The organism is Microcystis sp. M083S1, from assembly GCF_020246405.1.
GTDB lineage: Bacteria > Cyanobacteriota > Cyanobacteriia > Cyanobacteriales > Microcystaceae > Microcystis > Microcystis aeruginosa_C.
In genome coordinates, this window is sequence record NZ_JADBTB010000243.1 from 1 (window position 1) to 18887 (window position 18887).

Sequence of the window (18887 nt, forward strand, 5' to 3'; positions counted from 1 at the left end):
TAATTCTTGTTGTTCAAACACGGTTTTTCCCTGGCGAGCATACTTTTCTAAACGCTCAATTGCTTCTAAAATATCCCGCAAGCGTTCGCTATCATCTCTCATAGTGGTATTGCTTCTTTTAGTACCCGCTCTCTGATTCTATCTTTAAGTCCCTGTTCGGTAACAATATCAACTTTGCAGCCTAACAAGGCTTCAAGTTCTCGAATTAACGGCAAGGGAAACCAGGGACTCCGACGTTCGCTACAATAATCAATTAATAAATCAATATCGCTTTTTTCGTCAGCTTCTCCCCGTGCAACAGAACCAAAAATTCGCACGTTATTTGCGCCGTGTTTAGCCGCAATAGCAATAATTTTTTCTCGTTTGTTTTTGAGTAATTCGTCAATTTTCATGATTTACTTAGTCCATAGTCTTATCATAGGTTGGGTTGAACCAGAGCCAGAAACCGGGTTTGTCAAACAAACCCGGTTTCTGAACAAAAAGCTAGGAGTAAGGTTTTATCATCGGTTGTTAACTTATTTAAATCCTCCCGCTCTAAAAATTCTTCGAGATCTTCTTGCAATGGCGTTTCTGTCTGTTGTAAATATTCCTCTAATGGCTGAAAAAAAGGCGGAAAAGGCTGCCAATTTTTATAATCGATCGATACCTTTTCCACTCCATCCGTCGCCACACAAATAAAGGCAACTGGCTCGGTTAAAACTTTTATTTGCATATCCTCCAAAGCATTACTAGAAGTAACAAAAGTGGTTTCATTGATGTATTCCCCCTTGTCAGGCTGAAACAATAACTGATAATTTCCTCCCAGAGGTTTGAACACAATAAAACCATCTCCTATCTGCATCGCCGCTAATCGTTTTGAAGTAACCAAAACAACCAGTAAAGTTGTCGCCAGATCATTAATGTCTAACTGTTCTTTTTCGGCTTCTTCTTGGAGAATTTGCTGAACATAAGCCAACAGTCGCCGGAATATTTCCTTTAATTCCGCTTCAGTTCCAGTGGCAGCTAATGCTGTTTTTTTGAGCTTATACTCTAAAAATTGCAGCGCTGCTTTAACTGTTATTTTCGCACCCAAATCCGAATGTTTGGCACTACCGGCCCCATCGGCTACGGCTCCAATCAAAACATCCTGACCCAATACCTTATAATCACCATAATCTTGACAGGGTAATCCCGTTTGGACGTGAAAACTACCGACCACCGACTGACATAATGTTCTCCACATAATTAACTGTCCTCTAGGTGGTGATTTGTCCCCAATTCACTGGTGGTAAAGCGATCGCCGCTCCAATTTTACCACCAGAAACTCGTTTCATTGAGTTACTTAACCACTGAAATAATTCCCGAAAATCTAAACCATTGAGTAACACGGGGGGATTATTAGAAATCTGTTTAAGCTTCTCCATATCAGCACCCTGAACACCTACAGAAAAAAATAAAACCCGATTTTCTGCTTCGGCTTGTTTTACCCGTTGCGCCGCCAGACTCCATTGATCCGTAGGCGCACCATCAGTAATTAAAAATATCCAGGGGCGATAATATTGGATACCATTATTTCTATAAATCGCTTTACGATCTTCGATTAAATCTAAGGCCAATTCAATCGCTTTTCCCATGGGAGTTAAGTCTCCTGCGGTTAAAGTCGGTGGCGTAAATTGGTCAATCCCGACAAAATCTTGCACGGTTTTAACCCCTCCCTTACCAAAGGTGACAATGGCGGTTTCTACGCTCAACGTCGCTTGGATATCCCGCATCACGTCCTCCTGAAAGGTTTTGATACCATCATTGAGAGCCTTAATCGGTTCCCCTTCCATTGAACCAGAGGTATCTAGTAGTAGTACCACAGGACAGCGATTTTCCTGATTTTCGACAAATTCAGCCACACCAATCGGCATTTTTTTAAGCCTCCTAATTTTTTGAACTGGGGGAACTATGGGAGTTTTAGGAATTGGGATTATCTAGCTTTTGTCCCATTATATTATCTCTGCCAGTCCCATCAGAGGCTCTCTTATTCTTTGTGTGATAAGTTTAATTGATATAGGAGCGATCGATCTTTGTGTTCTCTGTGTCTGGAGTGGTTCGTTCCACTCACCCACCGGCGTTACCGTATCTTAGAATACATTTTAACCACAGAACCCATCAGAAAAGATATCTTTCCCTTAAGCTGAACGCGGGATTTGATTTTTGACTATTAGTCGCAGGGTTTGTTGCAATTCCTCGCGACTGTGAATTTCCTCCAGACGGTGAACCGGAACACCTCGATCGAAGAGAATTAAAGTAGGCAGACTACGCAGACGAAAACTATTAGCTAATTTAAAATTATTATCGGCATTGACACCGACTAATTGAATCGCACCTTGACAGTCATTTTGCCAAGACAAGAGGGTGGGTTGGATTAAACGACATAAACCACACCAAGGAGCCCAAAAATGCACGAGAACCGGACGGGAAGATTCTAAAACTAGCTTAGGGAAGCTCTTTTCGTTGACAGATAGTATCATGTCTAAACGTATTTTATGAAAACTTTATTTTGATATAGAAGCCATTCTACACCAATCGGGATCAACAGGAAAGGGGTTGGGAGCAAAATCACCAATAAATTTTACTTGTTGCTTGCATTAGCCAAGGATGCGCCCACCAGAGGAGTAAAATAAACCCTGTTACTCCTAGATAGGCAGGACGAAGGAATTCTTGCCATTTTAGACTTTGCCGACCATCGATAATCGCTAAAAAGGGAACCACTGAGGTGCGTTCTTTGACCTTTAAAAATGCCTCTCCGTAACGGTTCTCTAACCGGCGATCGCCATGCCAGACGGCAAAAAGATGATGAGCAATTAAACCCAGGGAAGTTAATAGGGTAAAGCTTGTCCCTAACCAGAGGGTATGGGCAATACACCAGATCACCTGTCCTACCATCTGGGGATGACGGGTAACGCGCAGAATGCCGGTTTCGTAGAGATGAACCTGGGGTTTTTGGATAGCGGCAATCTCCAGCAGGTTAAAGGTGGCAGGATAGAGAAAGAAAAAAGAAATGGCCGAAAGTATCCAAACTAGGGTTTTAACTCCGGTTACTCCCTGTACTTGCCAGAGAAGCAAACCATCATAACGATGATTGAAGAAATAAACTACTAAAATTACTGCTAGAGGGATACTCACAAGGGCAAATAATACCCGATACAGTCGCGCACCGATGATAGCTTCTCCCCCCATTCGTAAACTGGCTAATCCGCTATGGGCAACAGCAAAACCCAGTAATAAACCTAACATGATCCAATGACTAGCGAATGCCACTTTTACCCTCTTGATTGACTAAATTTTTCTCCCAATTCTATTTTAAAGATTGATGGTTAATTTTCAGCCCCTTTTTTTTGTGTTGCCAGTATCGGGGATTCGGGGCAAAATAAAACTATGCTTCCCCAAAGTGACCCCCCAAAAATATACCCAGGGAACTATCTAATTTTGCAACTTTTTAGGTAATATGTCTTATCCCCAAAAGCGATTTGTGATGGTCTGTCAGCATTCTTCCTGTTTGGTGCAGGGTGCGTCCGAGCTTCTTTTAGCTTGGCAAACGGCAGCGCTCCCAGAAGATGTCATCGTTATGACCAGTGGTTGTCAAGGACAGTGTAGCACTAGCCCCACGGTGAGAATTATTCCCGAAGAAACTTGGTACTGTCGTGTTAAACCAGAGGATGTCAATCAGATTGTCGAGGAACATTTAAAAAACGGTCAACCGGTCGAGCGTTTACTCCATCCACGCATTCACGCTCAATAGCAGTAAACGGCTCTCCCAGGCTTGGTGGGTAAAATGTATTCTAAGATACATTCCTCCTAGCGAGGGGGTGGAACGAACCACAAAGACACAAAGGACACAAAGATCGATCATATTGTGAGTTAAACTTATCACACAGAACCTAGAAGAGCCAGTAAACTCGGTCATCAATTTTTAGACTATGCTTCACAATAGTCTTTTGCTCCTAGGTTAACCCCTGTGAGTGCCTGTGATTGCAATCCAGAGACTTAATTCTCGGATAATACATTTGTTTTAGATTATTGGTTTCCTTTCGGGATTTCCGAAGAACAAAAAAGGGGACTTAGCCCCTTTTTCCGGATTAGTTAGTTATTTTTTCGGCGATAACATCATCATCATGTTACGACCTTCTTTTTTTGGTGCTTGCTGTACCTCAGCCACATCCTCTAAATCCTTGGCCATGCGAGCCAGTAATTCTTCCGCTAGGTTAGAGTGTTGAATTTCCCGACCTCGGAAGGTAATCGTCGCTTTTACCTTATCTCCCGCTTTTAAAAAACGTTGCGCTTGGTTGACTCGCACGTTGTAGTCATGCTCATCGATTTTATAGCGCATTTTAACTTCTTTTATATCGGCTGTATGCTGTTTTTTCTTGGCTTCGCGGGCCTTTTTCTCCTGTTCAAACTTGTACTTACCATAGTCCATAATCCGGCAAACGGGAGGACTTGCCGTTTCACTGACGAGGACGAGATCAAGTTCCTTTTCTTCGGCCACGCGCAAAGCGTCGGCAGGAGTAATAATTCCCAGTTGAGAGCCGTCGCTATCGATAACGCGGATTTCGGGAAAGCGGATTCTTTCGTTAATTTGGGGGAGATCGCGAGTAGTGCGTCTTTTATCTATCACAGGCGTTCTGGGTTATCTCTATTCTAGTTAGTTAATCGGTTGGAGTTTACAAAATGGTTTACTTGCTATTCTACCTACTCGATCGAGTTTCTTGGCCAATTGTTAAGTTTTCTTGCAATGTTAATTTTTAGCCGCCGGTCGTCAGCCGTCGGCCGTCAGCCAGATAAGCTGTTGTCTATGGGTTTTGTCAGACTAAGACCCTATACTCTCAGGAATCGATCGGTAAGGTGCGTTCTCCCTCCTTGCGGCAGGTAACGCACCCGACAAAATCGGCGTAATCGCACTACCCCTGAAAGCCAATGTCTAGATTATAGTAGGACGGTATCAGGCGAAAGTTAAAAAGATTGTCCAGTATGGTTAAATGTCGCGCTGATGTTTTAATATTACCTATCGCCTAAAACTATGATTACTTATATTAAAATTCATGGCTTTAAATCCTTTCATAATTTTGAAATGGAATTTACGCCGCTTACTGTAGTTGCTGGGGTTAATGCTTCTGGTAAGAGTAATTTATTTGATGCTTTGCAATTGTTGACGCGGTTGGCAGAAGTGGATCTGAAGACGGCTTTTAGCGAGCAAAGAGGACATCCTAGCGAACTTTTTACCCAATATGATGAGGACGACTACGCCACGGAAATGGAATTTATAGTTGAAATGTTAGTCAATCGCAAGGTAAAAGATAATTGGGGTGGGGAAGTCGATCTTAAATATACAAGGTTGCGCTATCAATTAAAAATTAAACGAGAGTCTAATATAAGTGGATTTGAAAACTTGTATATTGTTGATGAATGTTTAGAAAATTTAAAGCACAATGAAGATAATTGGGTAAAAAATTATATTCCTAAGACAGTATTGGAAACTTGGCGACCAAAAGTAGTAACGGGTAGGAGAGCGATTCCTTATATTAAGACTGAAGATATTAATGGTATTGCTACCATTGTTGTACCTCAAGACGGTCAACAAGGGAATAAAAAAGTATTTCCCGCAAAAAACGCATCACAAACTGTTTTAAGCAGCATTAATACCATAGATTTTAAACATATATTAGCCGCCAAACAAGAAATGCTGAGTTGGAAGTTTATGCAGCTTAATCCCGAAGATCTGCGAGAACCTACGCGTCAAGATATGGGCATCAGAGATACAATAACAGCAAGCGGAAAGAATTTAGCCGCTGCTTTATTTCGCATTAAACAAGATGATGAATATACCCTCACAGCAATTTCCCGTGATCTCAATAATCTGCTACCGAATCTTACAGAAGTTAATGTTTATGATGACAAAGCAAATCGACAATTTATTATCAAGGTAAAAGGCGATGATGGTCGGGAGTTTTCTTCGAGAGTGCTTTCCGAAGGAACCCTACGTTTATTAACATTATGTGTCCTGCAATACGACCGACAACACACAGGATTACTGTGTTTTGAAGAGCCAGAAAATGGCATTCATCCTTTTCGTATTGAAGCAATGGCAAGATTATTAAAAGAGCTAACTGTCGATTTTGAAGATACTGAAATGCCTTTACGCCAAGTAATAGTGAACACTCATTCTCCAGTTCTGGTGAGTCAATTAATTAATTGGCAAGATGATGAAAATGTCAGCATTTGGCTTTCTCAACTTACCACTATAATATCCACTATTGAAGGGAAGCGAATTAAGATGAAAAGCAGTAATTTTCACCCTGTTATCAAAGAGAATAAAAAGCAATTAACCTTATTTTTCTCCGAAAATGAGGCCAAGCTAACTCTCTCGGAAGTTGTCGAATATCTAAAAACTGCTGATGCTGAAAGTGCGATTAAAAATATTAAAAATCAACAAAACCAATTAATGTAAATCAATTAAGATGGCCAAAAAACCCAAACAAATAATTATTGCCTTAGCTACAGAAGGCAGTTCCGATCATAGATTTTTACCGAATATTATTCAGCGCACTTTCGAGAGAGTTGCTTTTGACGGTCAACAAGAAATAGAAATTTTTGACCCAATTTGTCTTCCACAAATCTCTGGCGAAAATATCCGAGAAAAAGCTAAACAATACGCAATTCAAGCGGTGGAGAAGGGAGCAATGGTTTTGTGCTTCCATGCAGACGCAGATGATAAAACAGATGAAAACGCATTTAAGGAAAGAATTGATCCGGCTTTTAATGCTATTAAATCAGACGAGCGAGACTTATGCAAAAATTTAGTTGCTATCGTTCCAATACAAATGACTGAAGCCTGGATATTAGCAGACAAAGAATTACTAAAAAAAGAATTGTGTACAAATAAAAGTGATAGTGAGTTGGCAATCGATAAAGAACCCGAATCTTTTAGCAATCCGAAAGAAACAATTAAAAATGCCATCAATAAAGCCAGAGAAGGTATGACTAAACGGGATCGAAATAAACTAAAAATTGACGATTTATATTCACCGCTTGGTACAAAAATCGAATTGTCGAAATTAGAATCCTTGTCTTCCTACAAAAAATTTGAAAAGGCAGTACGAGATATTTTTCCACAATTAACGAAAGTCAACAATATAGAGGATAATCCTGATCAAACGTGAATAAGACCTTGCTAATACCATTTTTCTAAAGTAATGGCAGAGATGGTTAATTTTCGGCATTGCTGAATCAAGGCATGAATGGCAACTGTGCAGGTTCCCGTGCAAAAGTTAGTTTGGCTCTAGGTTTTAAAAATACCAGAAAAGAAGATTCATATCTCAAATCAGCAACGCCGATTTCTCTACACCTATTTTTTATACTAACTATTGATTAGGCGACTTACCATCTCTACCATTCCATATATGTTTAAATTTTTAATCTCTTCCTGAATTTGATCGATTGAACTTTGAGAATCATCACTACAGTAAGCCAATTGAACTTTCTTTCCCTGCGGATCGGTTAATAGGGTGATCAAGTCTCGATCGCTCGACACCTGATAATCTATATAGATGCCTTGTCTATCTTTGGTGGGAGTGAATTTACATAAATAATAGTTATCCTGTTCACGTTTGTCCGATGCTTGTCTAGCCAACAAGTTTTCGATTAACAAACAATCGGATTCTTTATGTTGCTCGTCGTGACTATGCTTTATTTTGCCTATTTTGCTTAAATCCGCTTTACTGTGAGTCTTGGAAACATAAGGATAAAGCTCCGCTTTCAAATTATACTGGATAGGTAAAATAATAAATCCTTTCTCCGCTTCCTTGTAGATCTCCTTTTCAGGAATATCGGCATTATAGGGAGTTAATAGGATAGCTTGTAATTCATATTTAAGTTTACTGGTGACATGATCGGCAATTTCTTGTTTTAAAATATCTCTAAAAGTTGTAATTTGTTCGATACCTGTACTCGTGGAATTTTTATTAGTTCCCTTCATCTCGATAATTGTCAGCAGAAGTAAGTCATTCTGAATAAAAAGAGATAAATAATCAGGTCTTTTCTGCTTTTGATTTCTAACGAGAGGATCCTTCTGACGATCAGTTTTAAATAAAATACAAACGGAATCTTTTTCTGGCTTGGTAATCCGAAAGCTGACACCGCTTTCGGGTGGAGCGATCCGATCGGGTACGGTACAGAAAATAAGCAAATTTTCTAAAAAGTTAAATTTCTGCCAATCGAGTTTATTCTTCTTCTGAGGAACATTCTTCTTCGGTTTCTTGGTTTTGTTGTCCTGCTTCATAAATTGCAAAAAACTTTTGTTGAATATCAACTGATACATCGCTGAGAGTATCCCAACGAATACCGTATTCAGGGTCGTGTAAAGAAAGTAATTTATTATTTTTTATTTCATAGGCACTAACCTGTTCCATTTTAAGAAAAGCTCGGCTATCTTGCAGATAAAGCAATTTAGCTTGTTCGGCTAAAAGTTCTGGATTTTGGTGATTACCATTAACGATATTGTTAAGATGAGCCATCAAATAGGGGCTATGAGTCGTCAATAAAATTCTAACTCCTAAATTTACTAAAATCGCTAAAGATTCTAACAATTTTACCTGAGATTCTGGATGTAAGTTCATTTCAGGCTCATCGATCACCAGAAAATCCCCGGATTTTGCTCGATAGCGTAAATAGAGTAAAAGCGGGGCTAATTGTTTAATAGACGAGGAAGCATTATAAAGATCGATCTCTAAACTTCTTTTTACCGAAACTTTAATTTCTCTGCCTCCGAATTTAGTCTTTTTAAAGATTGTTTTATTGTTATTTTGAATATACTTTTCAATTTGATCGGCTAATTTTTGAAAATCATTTTTATTTTTGGCAATGGGATCGGGCTTATTTTCTAGTTCTATGTCAGTTAAAAAATCTAAAAAATCCTCTACTGGTTGAGGATAGCGAATATCTCCCTGTTCTTTTAGTAACTCTAACTGCTTATCTCGATTAATAAGTCCTTGTATCAATGGCTCTCGATTAATACGTCCTTGTATCAATAGCTCTCTCTGATTCTCTTTAAGTAGCTTATATCTTCTATTGGCCAGCATTTTATAGGTATTTATAAAAGCGTTTCTTTCGGCGGGTAAAGGAAGTATGTCAGAAAATTTTCCGACGGTACTAATAAAAGTACCAATAACTATCCTGCTAAGAAAATCAGTATGTTCTTCGTTGCGTTTTTCCCAATAAAATAAAATCTCACTATTGTTATCACTTCGCTCGATTTTCTCGATTCCAAGTATTGTATCCGCTAAAACTTCTTCTATAGCTCTTTTAATATCATCTTCAGAAATTTTGATTTCGATACTGAATTTTGTTTTTTCAAAAATTTTACCGCTAGAATCTTGGAAAAAAGATTGTAGTTTTATCCCGCTAAATCTAGATGCGTAACTTTGAATAACTTCAGATATAACATCATAAAAACGTCGGTCTATTTTTAAAGACCAATGATCGGCTTGAGTTGTAAATTCTATTTTTTCTAAAATTTCATCATAAAAATTAAGGCTGACAAGCTGATATAACCCATAAATCGAGTAGGCGATATAAGTTTTATTAGAATTATTCGGGCCAATAATAACGGTTAGAGGCCGAAGATCCACTTCTGCCTCTTTAATACTACCTAAATTCCAGAGTTTGATTTTCATCGTAAAAACGAACACTCCGAATACAGACCCTTATTTTACCCGATTCGTACTCGCTTGCGCCGATTCTTTAGTTTTATCTTCAAACGCGACCTTGATCGAGAAACGAATAGCGATCGCTTTCTGAGAAAAAATTGATCGCCAACCGACAATCCAAAACGCTGTCATTACCTTTCTAAAGCAACAAGCTAGTGGTTAGCTGATCACTGAAAGCTCCTTAAATATCTAACCTTTGGTAGATGCTATTAAGATGATTTAGGTGCTGCTGGGGATCAAAGCAACTTTCGATCTCGTCGGGGGATAAAATAGCGGTAACTCGCTCATCTTGGCTGATAAAAGCTTTAAAATTGCCGTTATCGGTGTTCCAAGCGCGATGGGCGTTTTCTTGGACGATTTTATAGGCAGATTCCCGGCTAATTCCCTTACTCACCAAAGTTAAAAGAACTCTTTGACTGAAAATCACGCCACCGTAAACATTCATATTTCGCTTCATGTTTTCGGGATACACCAGCAGATTTTTGACTAAATCGGTGATTTCCTTGAGCATAAAGTGGGTCAAAATGCAAACATCTGGCAGCATCACCCGTTCTACGGAACTATGGGAAATATCTCTTTCGTGCCAGAGGGCGATATTTTCTAAAGCGGAAACGCTATGACTACGGATAATTCTCGCCATTCCCGTTAAGCGTTCTGAACGGATGGGATTACGTTTATGGGGCATAGCGGAGGAGCCTTTTTGTCCTTTGGAAAAGTATTCTTCCACTTCTAGGACATCGGTTCTTTGCAGGTTGCGAATCTCCACGGCAAAACGTTCGATCGAAGCCGCTAATAAGGCTAATTGTTGCACATAATCGGCGTGTCGATCGCGGGAGATCACTTGAGTGGAAGCGGTATCCGGTTCTAATCCTAACTTCTGACAGGTTAACGCCTCAATTTTCGGGTCAATATTGGCATAGGTTCCCACTGCACCAGATATTTTACCGATGGCGATGTCTTGGCGCAAGCGAATTAAACGATCGCGTCCTCGCAGCACTTCCGCTAACCATCCCGCTAGTTTAAAGCCAAAGGTGATCGGTTCGGCGTGAATGCCGTGGGAACGTCCCACCATGACTGTATAACGGTGTTCTTGGGCGCGATAGCGCAGGGCTTGAATGAAATCTTCTAATTGTTCTAAAATCAGGTTTAAACTGGCGACTAATTGTAAGGACAGGGCGGTATCTAGTACATCAGAACTGGTTAAACCCAAATGAATATAACGCCCCGGCTCGCCCACATATTCGTTAACATTTGTTAAAAAGGCGATGACATCGTGGCGCACTTCTGCTTCTATTTCTAAAATGCGATCGGGATCAAAATTAGCTTTTGCCTTAATTTCTTCCACTGCATCCCCGGGAATATAGCCTAATTCTGCCTGCGCTTCACAGACGGCTATCTCTACCTCTAGCCATGTTTGATATTTATATCTATCCGTCCACAAATTCCCCATCGCAGGGAGAGTATAACGCTCGATCACTATTAATTATTCCAAGACAACCGTTTAATTGTATCGGATCGGGGCAAGTCTGGGAATAGGCAGGGGGCAGCGGGGAGTTTTGTTTTCCCCACTCCCTTTTTAGCGGTTAGTAATTCGATAGTAGCGGTGAGGCTCTTCTAGGTTGTGTGTGATAAGTTTAACTTACAATATGATTGATTGATCTTTGTGTCCTTTGTGTCTTTGTGGTTCGTTCCACCCCCTCTCTAGGAGGATTATATCTTAGAATACATTTTACCCACCAAATCCAAGAGAGCCGCGGTGAACTATCTTGTTTAATTTAGCCTGAATCGAACCCCTACTCCCTTGCTTCAACCCATGCTCGCATTTTACCCGGATTGTTCAATCCGTAGGGATCGACGAGTTGTTTAAATTCTAGTTGTAGCGGATTAATCTGTCTGCTGCCGCCATCTTCCATGATATAAGTGTGAGGATTGGCAATAGCTGCCCCCTGTTGTTCATAGATAGCAATAATCTCATTTAATTGAGTTTCTGTGGTAAATTCTAGCAAGGGAAGACCGGCGGGAATAACTTTACCTTGAAATTTCAAAAATTCTAGGTGCATCATTATTTCCTCCCCAAAATAATTATAGAGTTTCTCTACCGTGGCTAGATTAAAATAAAAAGCCTGTAGATAAGTTATTTTGGGGTTACAACTACGCGCATGGAGAGTGGTATGATTCCAAGTAAATTCTAAGATACTGTTGCCTTTTTGAGTTTCTTCTGGCGTTTTATAGTAGGTAAGTTCACCATTATATTCTTTAATTAAAGATTCTAATGCGACTCGATCGCTGTCCGATACTATTAACAAAACTGCCGCTTTTCCTGTGGGTAAATAATCCTTAAGAGCAGTAAAATAAGCGGGAATTGGCCAGGAGTGAACACTAACCATTTTCTTGACAATGCCATCACTATCACTGAGAGCTTGACCGAATTTAGCGGCGGTGATAAAATCGGCAAAAGTAACGATAAATTCTGCCCAAGGATAACAGGGAGCGAGGGCTATTTCTAACTCGGTAATAATGCCATTTGTTCCGTAGGCATGATTGACTTTTTCTACCTCATCCCCCCGTAGTTCGATAATTTTTGGTTCCGCTTCTAGGGTGACTAATTGCACTGCTTGCAGATTGCCTCTATCCTTTAATTGTCCATAATTAATCGAACCCATGCCTACACTGCCACCCCCGATAAAACCGCCAATTGTCGCCGTCCGATAGGTAGAGGGAGCCATTCTTAATTCCCAACCAATTGCGCGAGCTTGTTTATCAAAAAATGCCATTTTTACCCCCGCTTCTACCCGTGCTGTACCCGGTTCGATCGAGATAATTTTTGTTAGTTTGGTTGTGTCTAAAATTACTCCGCCCTGCAAGGGAACACATTGACCATAATTACCTGTACCCGCACCTCTAACTGTTAAAGGAATTTGGTATTTAACGCAGGTTTTAGCGATGTCAATAACCTCTTGGCTATTCTGGGGACGAATGACTAAATCAGCCCGTTTATCTTGCAGTTGTGCTTCTAAAATGGGACTAAAATGATAATAATCTAAGGAAAGTTTCGCCACTTGCCCCGGATCGGTGATAATTTCCAGATGGGCAAGTTCTTGAATGAGATTTTGACAATTAGATTTCATGGTTAGGTAGGGTTTGCTGAAAAAGTGTATTGGTGGGGTTAGGAGTCAGGAGTCAGGAGTCAGGAGTCAGGAGACAGGAGATTATTTTTATTTGTTCTCCCCATACCCCAATTCATAATTCATAATTCATAATTCATAATTCAAACAGGAAAAATTAAAAACCGATCGCCTAGGCGGTCGGTTTTACTAAGAACTATAAACTATTATTAACTTTGTTTGCTGAGAAACTGTTGAGCTTGTCTAAGAGCGGCAGCGCCGATATTGAAGACAGCCCAGCCACCAGCAATAAGCAAAGGGGTTAAAACGATTAACACTCTCCAGTCCATAGATTTCCTTCTCCTCGGTCAGTGCTTAAAAGATTGTTACTTGATTCTCATTTTATATTTATACCCTAATCCGCCCGTTTTGGGAATCCGGTATCAGTAGCTTTTCCCGCATGAACGAGGGCAAGTTTAGCATAGCGCTCGGCGTGTTCGATCAACTCTTGAGCCTCCTGTGGCGAGACTTCCCGGACACGTTTAGCGGGAATGCCCACCACTAAAGATCGCGGTGGTATATCTTTTGTCACGATACTACCCGCCCCGACAATACTACCCGCCCCGACGCGCACACCATCGAGAATCACTGCCCCAATGCCGATTAAACAACCGCGTTCAATATGGGCTGCGTGAATTACCGCCCGATGCCCGATGGTAACGTAATCTTCAAGGATAGTAATTTTGCCCGGATCTCCGTGTAGGATCGCCCCATCTTGGATATTAGTATAGGACCCAATTTCGATGCGTTCCACGTCGGCACGCAATACCGCCCCATACCAAACACTCACCCCCACAGCTAGGGAAATATCGCCCATTACCGTGGCATTAGGGGCGATAAAAGCCGCTTGACTGACATCGACAAGGGGCCAGAAATTAGAAGTTGATCTTAAGTTATCTAAAGACATGAAAGGATCTGCACTAAAGTCGAAAGAGAATACCCGTCCAATTTGGTTGGGTATAATATGGATAGGCTTATTGGTACAAAGATAGCAATTTTTAGTTTAGGTTCTTCCATGATCAATGCAAGTTTACAATACCCTGTTTTTGGCCCCGATATCCATTGTCCTCACTGTCGGCAGCTAATCCCCGCCCTCACTTTGACGGATACCTATTTGTGTCCGCGCCATGGGGCTTTTGAAGCCGATCCCAAAACGGGTGAGTTGGTTCACTTGCAGTCAGGACGGCATTGGCGACTCTGGAATGGTGAGTGGTATCGTCAACACACCCACCCGGATGGTATTCGTTTTGAGATTCACGAAGCACTTGATCGCCTCTATACTCAAGGATTTAAAGCGACTAAAGTAATTATTGCCAACCGTTATCGCGATTTAGTTAGTTCCTACCTAGAACGTAACACCACTTGGCGCGGTAATGAACTGGGTGAAGCCACTATTCCCCGTCTCTACGGTTTACCGGTAGAATTTAGTCCCGATGCCCCCGATGAACCCTGTTGGGATGTAATTAATTTTGATCTGGAAAAAGAACCGGGGGTTCCCAAACGTTATCCCTATTTTCGTCTTTTTGATTAATCATTAGCCATTAGGAGCCAGTCGTCAGGAGATAGGAGATAGAAGATTGCTTTTATTTATTATCCCCATCTCCCCACTTCCCCATCTCCCCACTTCCCACTTCATAATTCATAATTCATAATTCATAATTCTTTCTCCTGAAAATGCACCATGTTTCTATTCGTACCGCTAATATCCATCGGGCGATCGCTTTTTATCAACTTCTCGGTTTTACCCTAGAGGAAAGATTCACTACTGGTTATACTTTGGCCTGTTGGCTAACGGGGTTAAACGGACGCATCGAATTAATCCAAATTCCTCAACCGAAACCCGCTCCCGATGCCTTTGGTGATCAGCATTATGTCGGTTATTATCACTTGTCTTTTGACCTAACAGAAAATGTCAGCAATTTACCAGAATGGTTAGAAAAATTAACAAATAACCTTCAGCAAGCCCATCAAGAGGAAGCCGATTTATATCAACCTTTAAATATTCTTTTGCCACCCCAACAACAGATGATCGGCGATCATGTCTATGAAGTCACCTTTATTGCCGATACAGACGGTTTACCCCTGGAATTTATCCGTCGTTTAACCTAAAAAGATTGTCCCACTTCTAAGACTTTTGTTTGGCCATTGCGAGACAAAATAACCTGTTGATTACCAACTTCCACTAAAGTCCAACCATTGATAAATTCCCCCGGAGAAATACGAGTGGTTATGCCCTTATTATCAAATAAAGCTGTAGATCGATCGCCTAAATCCATCACTCCCACTAGAGTATTTTTCACCTGATTATTGGTAGGAATAACCGATGCTACTGGTCGATTCCCTTGGGGAGCAGCTGGTAATGGTGGTGCAGAAATGTCGGTATTTGAGGGTGTAACTGGGACAAGTTTGGCAGTAGTTTCAGGGGTTTGGGGATAAACAGGAACGTAAATTCTTTCTATGATCTGGGGAGTGTTATTAACCGGTAAATTAGCGGGTGGTGCTTGTGGAACTGGCACTACTGGAGAAGGGTTATTTTTGGCAGCAGGATTGGGATCGGGGGATGAAGTTTGACTTTGGCGATCGATAATAGCAAGGGATGATTGCAGATAGGCAATAAATTTTTTATCTTCTTGGGAAGTCGTGCTATTTTGAGAGATAGGGGCATTTTTCTGACTGATGAGCCATGCCACCACCCAACCTAGATAGATGCAAGCAATAACAAAAATAACTTTATCTAGGGGCATTCTGGGATTTTCTTCATAGCCCGCCGGCATATTTGTTTCACTCCTAGATCGCTGCTGTCGTTTCGATTCTAACAGGATAGCGCTCAGTTATTCTCCCTCAATTTTCCTTTTTAACTGATTAAAATCTTCTAGAGGGGATATAGTGGACAGAGAATGATGTATATTAATGTAAGTAAAGTTTCGTAACAATTCTGAAATCCTTTGCTCAACTCTACCCTAGTTTCCAGCAATCCCGATCGCCTGAAACCCCTAGTCCCTAACTGGGAAAAATGTCAATCCGTCTTTTGGACAGCAGCATTTCTGGTATCAGTCCCCGTATTCATACAAGCGCCCCTAGTGCGCTACTATCCCGAAGTTAGCCTAGGTTTAACCTTTTTCTGGGTGGGGTTAGGGGTTTGGCTGCTCAAACAAGAAAAAATCAGTCTTTGGGGGGATTTACTTTTGGGCTTTAGTTGGAGTTGGTTAGCAGGTTCTCTCTACTGGGGTTGGTGGCGTTGGGAACCTTTGATCCATATTCCCATGGAAGCGATCGGGCTGCCCTTTGTTCTCTGGGGACTATACAAAGGTCGTGGCAAAGTGGGCAATCTTTTCTATCTGGGTTCTTTGTTAGGAACGGCCATCACCGATGTATATTTCTATCTAACGGGACTAATTCCCTACTGGCGACAATTAATGACCGTGGAACTAGATCCCAACCTAGTATCGCCGATATTTCATAACGCCTTAGCCCAAATTGAGACCCCCTGGGGCATCAGTTGGGCGATTGTGCTGCTCAACCTGCTCTTAGCGATCGGTATTTATCCTTTGCAAAAAAGGGTATGTCATTGGTGGGCATTTAGCGGGGCTGTATTGAGTACAATTTTAGTCGATGGTTTATTTTGGATTACCGCCTCTCTGGCCTAAGACAATAGGCTATATAATTAACGCAGTCTATCTATTGCCGCTTATGCACCCGTGGATATACTACTAGGACAAAACCCCTATTTACTACTCCATACCGAGAAGGGCCAGCGTTTTTTCCCTCTCGTGGGGAGAGCTTACTGGACAATCGGACGGAGCAAAGATAACGATATCGTGATTAAAGATCACTGTATCTCTCGTAATCACGCTATTTTACAATCCACGGAAACAGGGGATTTTTATCTGATCGATCTCGGTAGTCGCAATGGAACTTTTGTCAATGGCAGAAGGGTAGCCATTCCGGTGACTATCCATAGCAAAGAGCAGATCACCTTTGGCAAAACCGAGGTGCAGTTCTATCGTCCTGCTCCCACCAATGTGGGCAAGCAACCGCGCCATTTAGAATGGGATACCCTCACCTCCGCCGTCCATGAACGATGCTTAACATCGGTGATGGTGGTAGATATGCGTAATTTTACGGCTTTAACCAGGCAATTAGACGAAAAAGTGCTTTCTTCTCTGATTGGCAATTGGTTTCGCCATGCCGGGAATATTATCCGCAGTTCCGGCAGTTGGGTAGATAAATATATTGGTGATGCGATCATGGCCATCTGGTTTCACGGCCAACAGGAAGTCGATCAAGACGATATCCTGCAAATTTTCCAAGCAATTATACAACTAAATAACATGACTCGCACCTTAAGCGAACAATATCCCTTACCTTTTAAATTACGCATCGGTGCGGGGGTGAATACTGGTTATGCTATGGTCGGCAATACTGGCAGCGGTGAACATCCAGATTATACGGCGATCGGGGATACAGTCAACGCCGCTTTTCGTTTAGAGTCGGCTACCAAAGAAATGGGCAAGGATTTAGCCATCGGAGCCACTACCTACAGTTATCTCATCGGTTTACCCCATCTCCAGCAAGTTTTTACTCAACATACCGTCAGTCTGAAAGGATACCACGATAGCACTATTGCCTACGGAACCACTTTTGATGACTTGGATCGTTTCCTCGATGCCAACAGTAGTGAGGAGATGACCGGAATTACAGGAGTTGCCAGCCGTGTCGGTTTTAAAGATTGAAAGTGAACTACTCTCAAGGTCGTTGAGAGCTTCCTGTTTCACGGGGGATTGCCGCAGACCCTACTTAAGACTGTCCACTAAAAACTCACATCTGATAACTGATAACTGATAACTGATAGCTGACCTACTCCTCGGTGGCGGCGAGAACTAAATCTTCCTCCTCCAAGGCGGGGGGAACTTCGATTTCTTCCACTACTTCCGAGACGGTCCGGCCTTCCGCTTCCGCTAGACGTTTTTCTCGGTATTTAATCGCCATTTCTTCGGCTTTTTCAAACACTAACGGGCGATTTTTTAGCATATCTCCCGGTTCTGGTTCTAATTGTTTAGTCGAGAGGGAAATGCGACCTCTTTCGGCATCGAGATCGATAATCATCACTTTCAACTCATCATTGACATTGAAAACCGTGTGGGGGGTGTCAATGTGATCGTGAGAGATTTCGGAAATATGCAGTAAACCACTGACTCCACCAATATCGATGAAAGCACCGTAGGGCTTGATTCCGCGCACAGAACCGATTACCACCTGTCCCACGGCTAAACCGTTCATCTTGCGTTCCACTAAAGCGCGACGATGACTTAAAACCAGACGGTTGCGATCCTCATCCACTTCTAAAAACTTTAAGGGCAATTCCTGACCGACTAAATCCTCTTTCGCCTCTCTGGTGCTAATGTGAGAACCGGGGATAAAGCCGCGGAGACCTTCAATCCTGACTAATGCCCCACCACGGTTAGTGGCGAAAACATTGGAGCGCACGGTAGCATCTTCTTTTTGCAATTGACGCACCCGTTCCCAAGCGCGCATATATTCAATGCGACGGATCGACAGAGTTAGCTGTCCATCTTCATTCTCATCGGTAAGAATGAAAAATTCCCGAGTTTCGTTGGGCTGTAAAACCTCTTCGGGATTATCGACGCGGTTGATCGACATCTCCTGTACGGGGATAAAAGCGGCGGTTTTAGCACCGATATCGATGAGCGCTCCCCGGGGTTCCATGCTGAAAACAGTCCCGGCGACAACATCTCCCGGACTGAAATGATAATCGTATTTGTCTAGAAGGGCGGCAAAATCTTCATGGGTAAAGCCTATGTTTTTGTTTGCGGTTTTTTGGGTGGTCATGTACGTTGTTTGGGCCTCGGAATTTCCGTAGGTTTTTCCTCCTATGTGATGTACAGTTTCTAAATACAGGAGATGCCTCCTAATTTAGTTACTAGGCAGGGCCTAGGGGATGAACTGCCGCATCCTGCATTCTTGGAGGCAA

Annotated in this window: 22 protein-coding genes and 1 pseudogene; 7 read left to right on the forward strand and 16 right to left on the reverse strand. The window is 41.8% G+C overall.

What is annotated here, in order from left to right; genetic code table 11:
* From IM450_RS21650 to IM450_RS21675, 6 genes and pseudogenes are all read right to left on the reverse strand, one after another.
* A pseudogene (locus IM450_RS21650) lies at positions 1–102 on the reverse strand (nucleotidyltransferase); the annotation flags it as partial.
* Entirely contained in the window at positions 99–392 is a 294-nt protein-coding gene (locus tag IM450_RS21655; protein ID WP_002770523.1) for a nucleotidyltransferase family protein, read from the reverse strand. The gene IM450_RS21655 and the pseudogene IM450_RS21650, both read right to left, overlap by 4 nt.
* A gap of 62 nt (positions 393–454) precedes the next feature.
* The gene (locus IM450_RS21660) at positions 455–1222 is read right to left on the reverse strand and encodes a PP2C family serine/threonine-protein phosphatase (RefSeq protein ID WP_287669668.1); all 768 of its coding nucleotides are present in this window, start codon (positions 1220–1222) and stop codon (positions 455–457) included.
* A 13-nt stretch (positions 1223–1235) separates the two neighbouring features.
* Positions 1236–1892: a vWA domain-containing protein gene (locus tag IM450_RS21665; RefSeq protein WP_004268623.1), complete on the reverse strand. Its 657-nt coding sequence runs from the start codon at positions 1890–1892 to the stop codon at positions 1236–1238.
* A 264-nt stretch (positions 1893–2156) separates the two neighbouring features.
* Positions 2157–2498, reverse strand: a complete 342-nt coding sequence (locus IM450_RS21670) for a thioredoxin family protein (protein ID WP_002737429.1) — start codon at positions 2496–2498, stop codon at positions 2157–2159.
* Between the two features lie 88 nt (positions 2499–2586).
* Entirely contained in the window at positions 2587–3288 is a 702-nt protein-coding gene (locus IM450_RS21675) for an NnrU family protein (protein ID WP_080754213.1), read from the reverse strand.
* 187 nt (positions 3289–3475) lie between these two features.
* Between IM450_RS21675 and IM450_RS21680 the strand changes: the two genes are divergently transcribed.
* Positions 3476–3769, forward strand: a complete 294-nt coding sequence (locus tag IM450_RS21680) for a (2Fe-2S) ferredoxin domain-containing protein (protein ID WP_002753074.1) — start codon at positions 3476–3478, stop codon at positions 3767–3769.
* 345 nt (positions 3770–4114) lie between these two features.
* Here IM450_RS21680 and infC read toward each other — a convergent pair whose 3' ends face one another.
* The gene (gene infC, locus IM450_RS21685; RefSeq protein WP_004268617.1) at positions 4115–4645 is read right to left on the reverse strand and encodes a translation initiation factor IF-3; all 531 of its coding nucleotides are present in this window, start codon (positions 4643–4645) and stop codon (positions 4115–4117) included.
* A gap of 402 nt (positions 4646–5047) precedes the next feature.
* Between infC and IM450_RS21690 the strand changes: the two genes are divergently transcribed.
* Positions 5048–6475, forward strand: coding sequence for an AAA family ATPase (locus tag IM450_RS21690; RefSeq protein ID WP_287669669.1), 1428 nt, complete (start codon positions 5048–5050; stop codon positions 6473–6475).
* A 10-nt stretch (positions 6476–6485) separates the two neighbouring features.
* Positions 6486–7187, forward strand: a complete 702-nt coding sequence (locus tag IM450_RS21695) for a DUF4276 family protein (RefSeq protein ID WP_287669670.1) — start codon at positions 6486–6488, stop codon at positions 7185–7187.
* A gap of 197 nt (positions 7188–7384) precedes the next feature.
* On the opposite strand, the gene IM450_RS21700 is transcribed toward IM450_RS21695, so the two are convergent.
* The 7 genes from IM450_RS21700 to IM450_RS21730 all read right to left on the reverse strand — a co-directional run bounded on the left by IM450_RS21700 (position 7385) and on the right by IM450_RS21730 (position 13802).
* Positions 7385–8305, reverse strand: a complete 921-nt coding sequence (locus IM450_RS21700) for a hypothetical protein (RefSeq protein WP_287669672.1) — start codon at positions 8303–8305, stop codon at positions 7385–7387.
* A complete protein-coding gene (locus tag IM450_RS21705; protein WP_287669674.1) occupies positions 8247–9698 on the reverse strand; it encodes an AAA family ATPase in 1452 nt (483 codons plus the stop codon). Before IM450_RS21705 ends, IM450_RS21700 begins: the two co-directional genes overlap by 59 nt.
* A gap of 30 nt (positions 9699–9728) precedes the next feature.
* A complete protein-coding gene (locus tag IM450_RS21710; RefSeq protein WP_256378293.1) occupies positions 9729–9863 on the reverse strand; it encodes a hypothetical protein in 135 nt (44 codons plus the stop codon).
* Positions 9864–9912: 49 nt separating this feature from the next.
* Positions 9913–11208, reverse strand: a complete 1296-nt coding sequence (purB, locus tag IM450_RS21715) for an adenylosuccinate lyase (RefSeq protein WP_002735353.1) — start codon at positions 11206–11208, stop codon at positions 9913–9915.
* A 316-nt stretch (positions 11209–11524) separates the two neighbouring features.
* Positions 11525–12859 carry an FAD-binding oxidoreductase gene (locus IM450_RS21720; protein ID WP_287669677.1) on the reverse strand — a complete coding sequence of 445 codons (1335 nt, stop codon included), beginning with the start codon at positions 12857–12859 and terminating at the stop codon, positions 11525–11527.
* 206 nt (positions 12860–13065) lie between these two features.
* Entirely contained in the window at positions 13066–13185 is a 120-nt protein-coding gene (locus IM450_RS21725; protein WP_012265998.1) for a photosystem II protein Y, read from the reverse strand.
* Between the two features lie 65 nt (positions 13186–13250).
* Entirely contained in the window at positions 13251–13802 is a 552-nt protein-coding gene (locus IM450_RS21730; protein WP_004268603.1) for a gamma carbonic anhydrase family protein, read from the reverse strand.
* Positions 13803–13910: 108 nt separating this feature from the next.
* Here IM450_RS21730 and IM450_RS21735 point away from each other — a divergent pair, with 108 nt between their 5' ends.
* Both IM450_RS21735 and IM450_RS21740 read left to right on the forward strand, forming a co-directional pair.
* Complete coding sequence (locus IM450_RS21735) at positions 13911–14426, forward strand: TIGR02652 family protein (RefSeq protein ID WP_043997956.1); 516 nt, start codon at positions 13911–13913, stop codon at positions 14424–14426.
* A 143-nt stretch (positions 14427–14569) separates the two neighbouring features.
* Positions 14570–15004, forward strand: a complete 435-nt coding sequence (locus tag IM450_RS21740; RefSeq protein ID WP_004268601.1) for a VOC family protein — start codon at positions 14570–14572, stop codon at positions 15002–15004.
* Here the strand turns inward: IM450_RS21740 and IM450_RS21745 are convergent.
* Positions 15001–15669 carry a hypothetical protein gene (locus IM450_RS21745; protein ID WP_287669680.1) on the reverse strand — a complete coding sequence of 223 codons (669 nt, stop codon included), beginning with the start codon at positions 15667–15669 and terminating at the stop codon, positions 15001–15003. The genes IM450_RS21740 and IM450_RS21745 overlap by 4 nt on opposite strands.
* Before the next feature lie 171 nt (positions 15670–15840).
* Between IM450_RS21745 and IM450_RS21750 the strand changes: the two genes are divergently transcribed.
* Positions 15841–16542, forward strand: a complete 702-nt coding sequence (locus tag IM450_RS21750) for a DUF3120 domain-containing protein (protein WP_004268599.1) — start codon at positions 15841–15843, stop codon at positions 16540–16542.
* A gap of 51 nt (positions 16543–16593) precedes the next feature.
* Positions 16594–17628 carry an adenylate/guanylate cyclase domain-containing protein gene (locus IM450_RS21755; protein WP_004268597.1) on the forward strand — a complete coding sequence of 345 codons (1035 nt, stop codon included), beginning with the start codon at positions 16594–16596 and terminating at the stop codon, positions 17626–17628.
* A gap of 124 nt (positions 17629–17752) precedes the next feature.
* On the opposite strand, the gene IM450_RS21760 is transcribed toward IM450_RS21755, so the two are convergent.
* Positions 17753–18745: a 30S ribosomal protein S1 gene (locus IM450_RS21760; protein ID WP_002737013.1), complete on the reverse strand. Its 993-nt coding sequence runs from the start codon at positions 18743–18745 to the stop codon at positions 17753–17755.
* Positions 18746–18887: the final 142 nt, after the last annotated feature.

Coding starts and splice junctions, on each gene's coding strand:
- IM450_RS21655 (WP_002770523.1), bottom strand. CDS start 392: ATGAAAATTGACGAATTACTCAAAAACAAACGAGAAAAAATTATTGCT.
- IM450_RS21660 (WP_287669668.1), bottom strand. CDS start 1,222: ATGTGGAGAACATTATGTCAGTCGGTGGTCGGTAGTTTTCACGTCCAA.
- IM450_RS21665 (WP_004268623.1), bottom strand. CDS start 1,892: ATGCCGATTGGTGTGGCTGAATTTGTCGAAAATCAGGAAAATCGCTGT.
- IM450_RS21670 (WP_002737429.1), bottom strand. CDS start 2,498: ATGATACTATCTGTCAACGAAAAGAGCTTCCCTAAGCTAGTTTTAGAA.
- IM450_RS21680 (WP_002753074.1), top strand. CDS start 3,476: ATGTCTTATCCCCAAAAGCGATTTGTGATGGTCTGTCAGCATTCTTCC.
- IM450_RS21690 (WP_287669669.1), top strand. CDS start 5,048: ATGATTACTTATATTAAAATTCATGGCTTTAAATCCTTTCATAATTTT.
- IM450_RS21695 (WP_287669670.1), top strand. CDS start 6,486: ATGGCCAAAAAACCCAAACAAATAATTATTGCCTTAGCTACAGAAGGC.
- IM450_RS21700 (WP_287669672.1), bottom strand. CDS start 8,305: ATGAAGCAGGACAACAAAACCAAGAAACCGAAGAAGAATGTTCCTCAG.
- IM450_RS21705 (WP_287669674.1), bottom strand. CDS start 9,698: ATGAAAATCAAACTCTGGAATTTAGGTAGTATTAAAGAGGCAGAAGTG.
- IM450_RS21710 (WP_256378293.1), bottom strand. CDS start 9,863: ATGACAGCGTTTTGGATTGTCGGTTGGCGATCAATTTTTTCTCAGAAA.
- IM450_RS21720 (WP_287669677.1), bottom strand. CDS start 12,859: ATGAAATCTAATTGTCAAAATCTCATTCAAGAACTTGCCCATCTGGAA.
- IM450_RS21725 (WP_012265998.1), bottom strand. CDS start 13,185: ATGGACTGGAGAGTGTTAATCGTTTTAACCCCTTTGCTTATTGCTGGT.
- IM450_RS21730 (WP_004268603.1), bottom strand. CDS start 13,802: ATGTCTTTAGATAACTTAAGATCAACTTCTAATTTCTGGCCCCTTGTC.
- IM450_RS21735 (WP_043997956.1), top strand. CDS start 13,911: ATGATCAATGCAAGTTTACAATACCCTGTTTTTGGCCCCGATATCCAT.
- IM450_RS21740 (WP_004268601.1), top strand. CDS start 14,570: ATGCACCATGTTTCTATTCGTACCGCTAATATCCATCGGGCGATCGCT.
- IM450_RS21745 (WP_287669680.1), bottom strand. CDS start 15,669: ATGCCGGCGGGCTATGAAGAAAATCCCAGAATGCCCCTAGATAAAGTT.
- IM450_RS21760 (WP_002737013.1), bottom strand. CDS start 18,745: ATGACCACCCAAAAAACCGCAAACAAAAACATAGGCTTTACCCATGAA.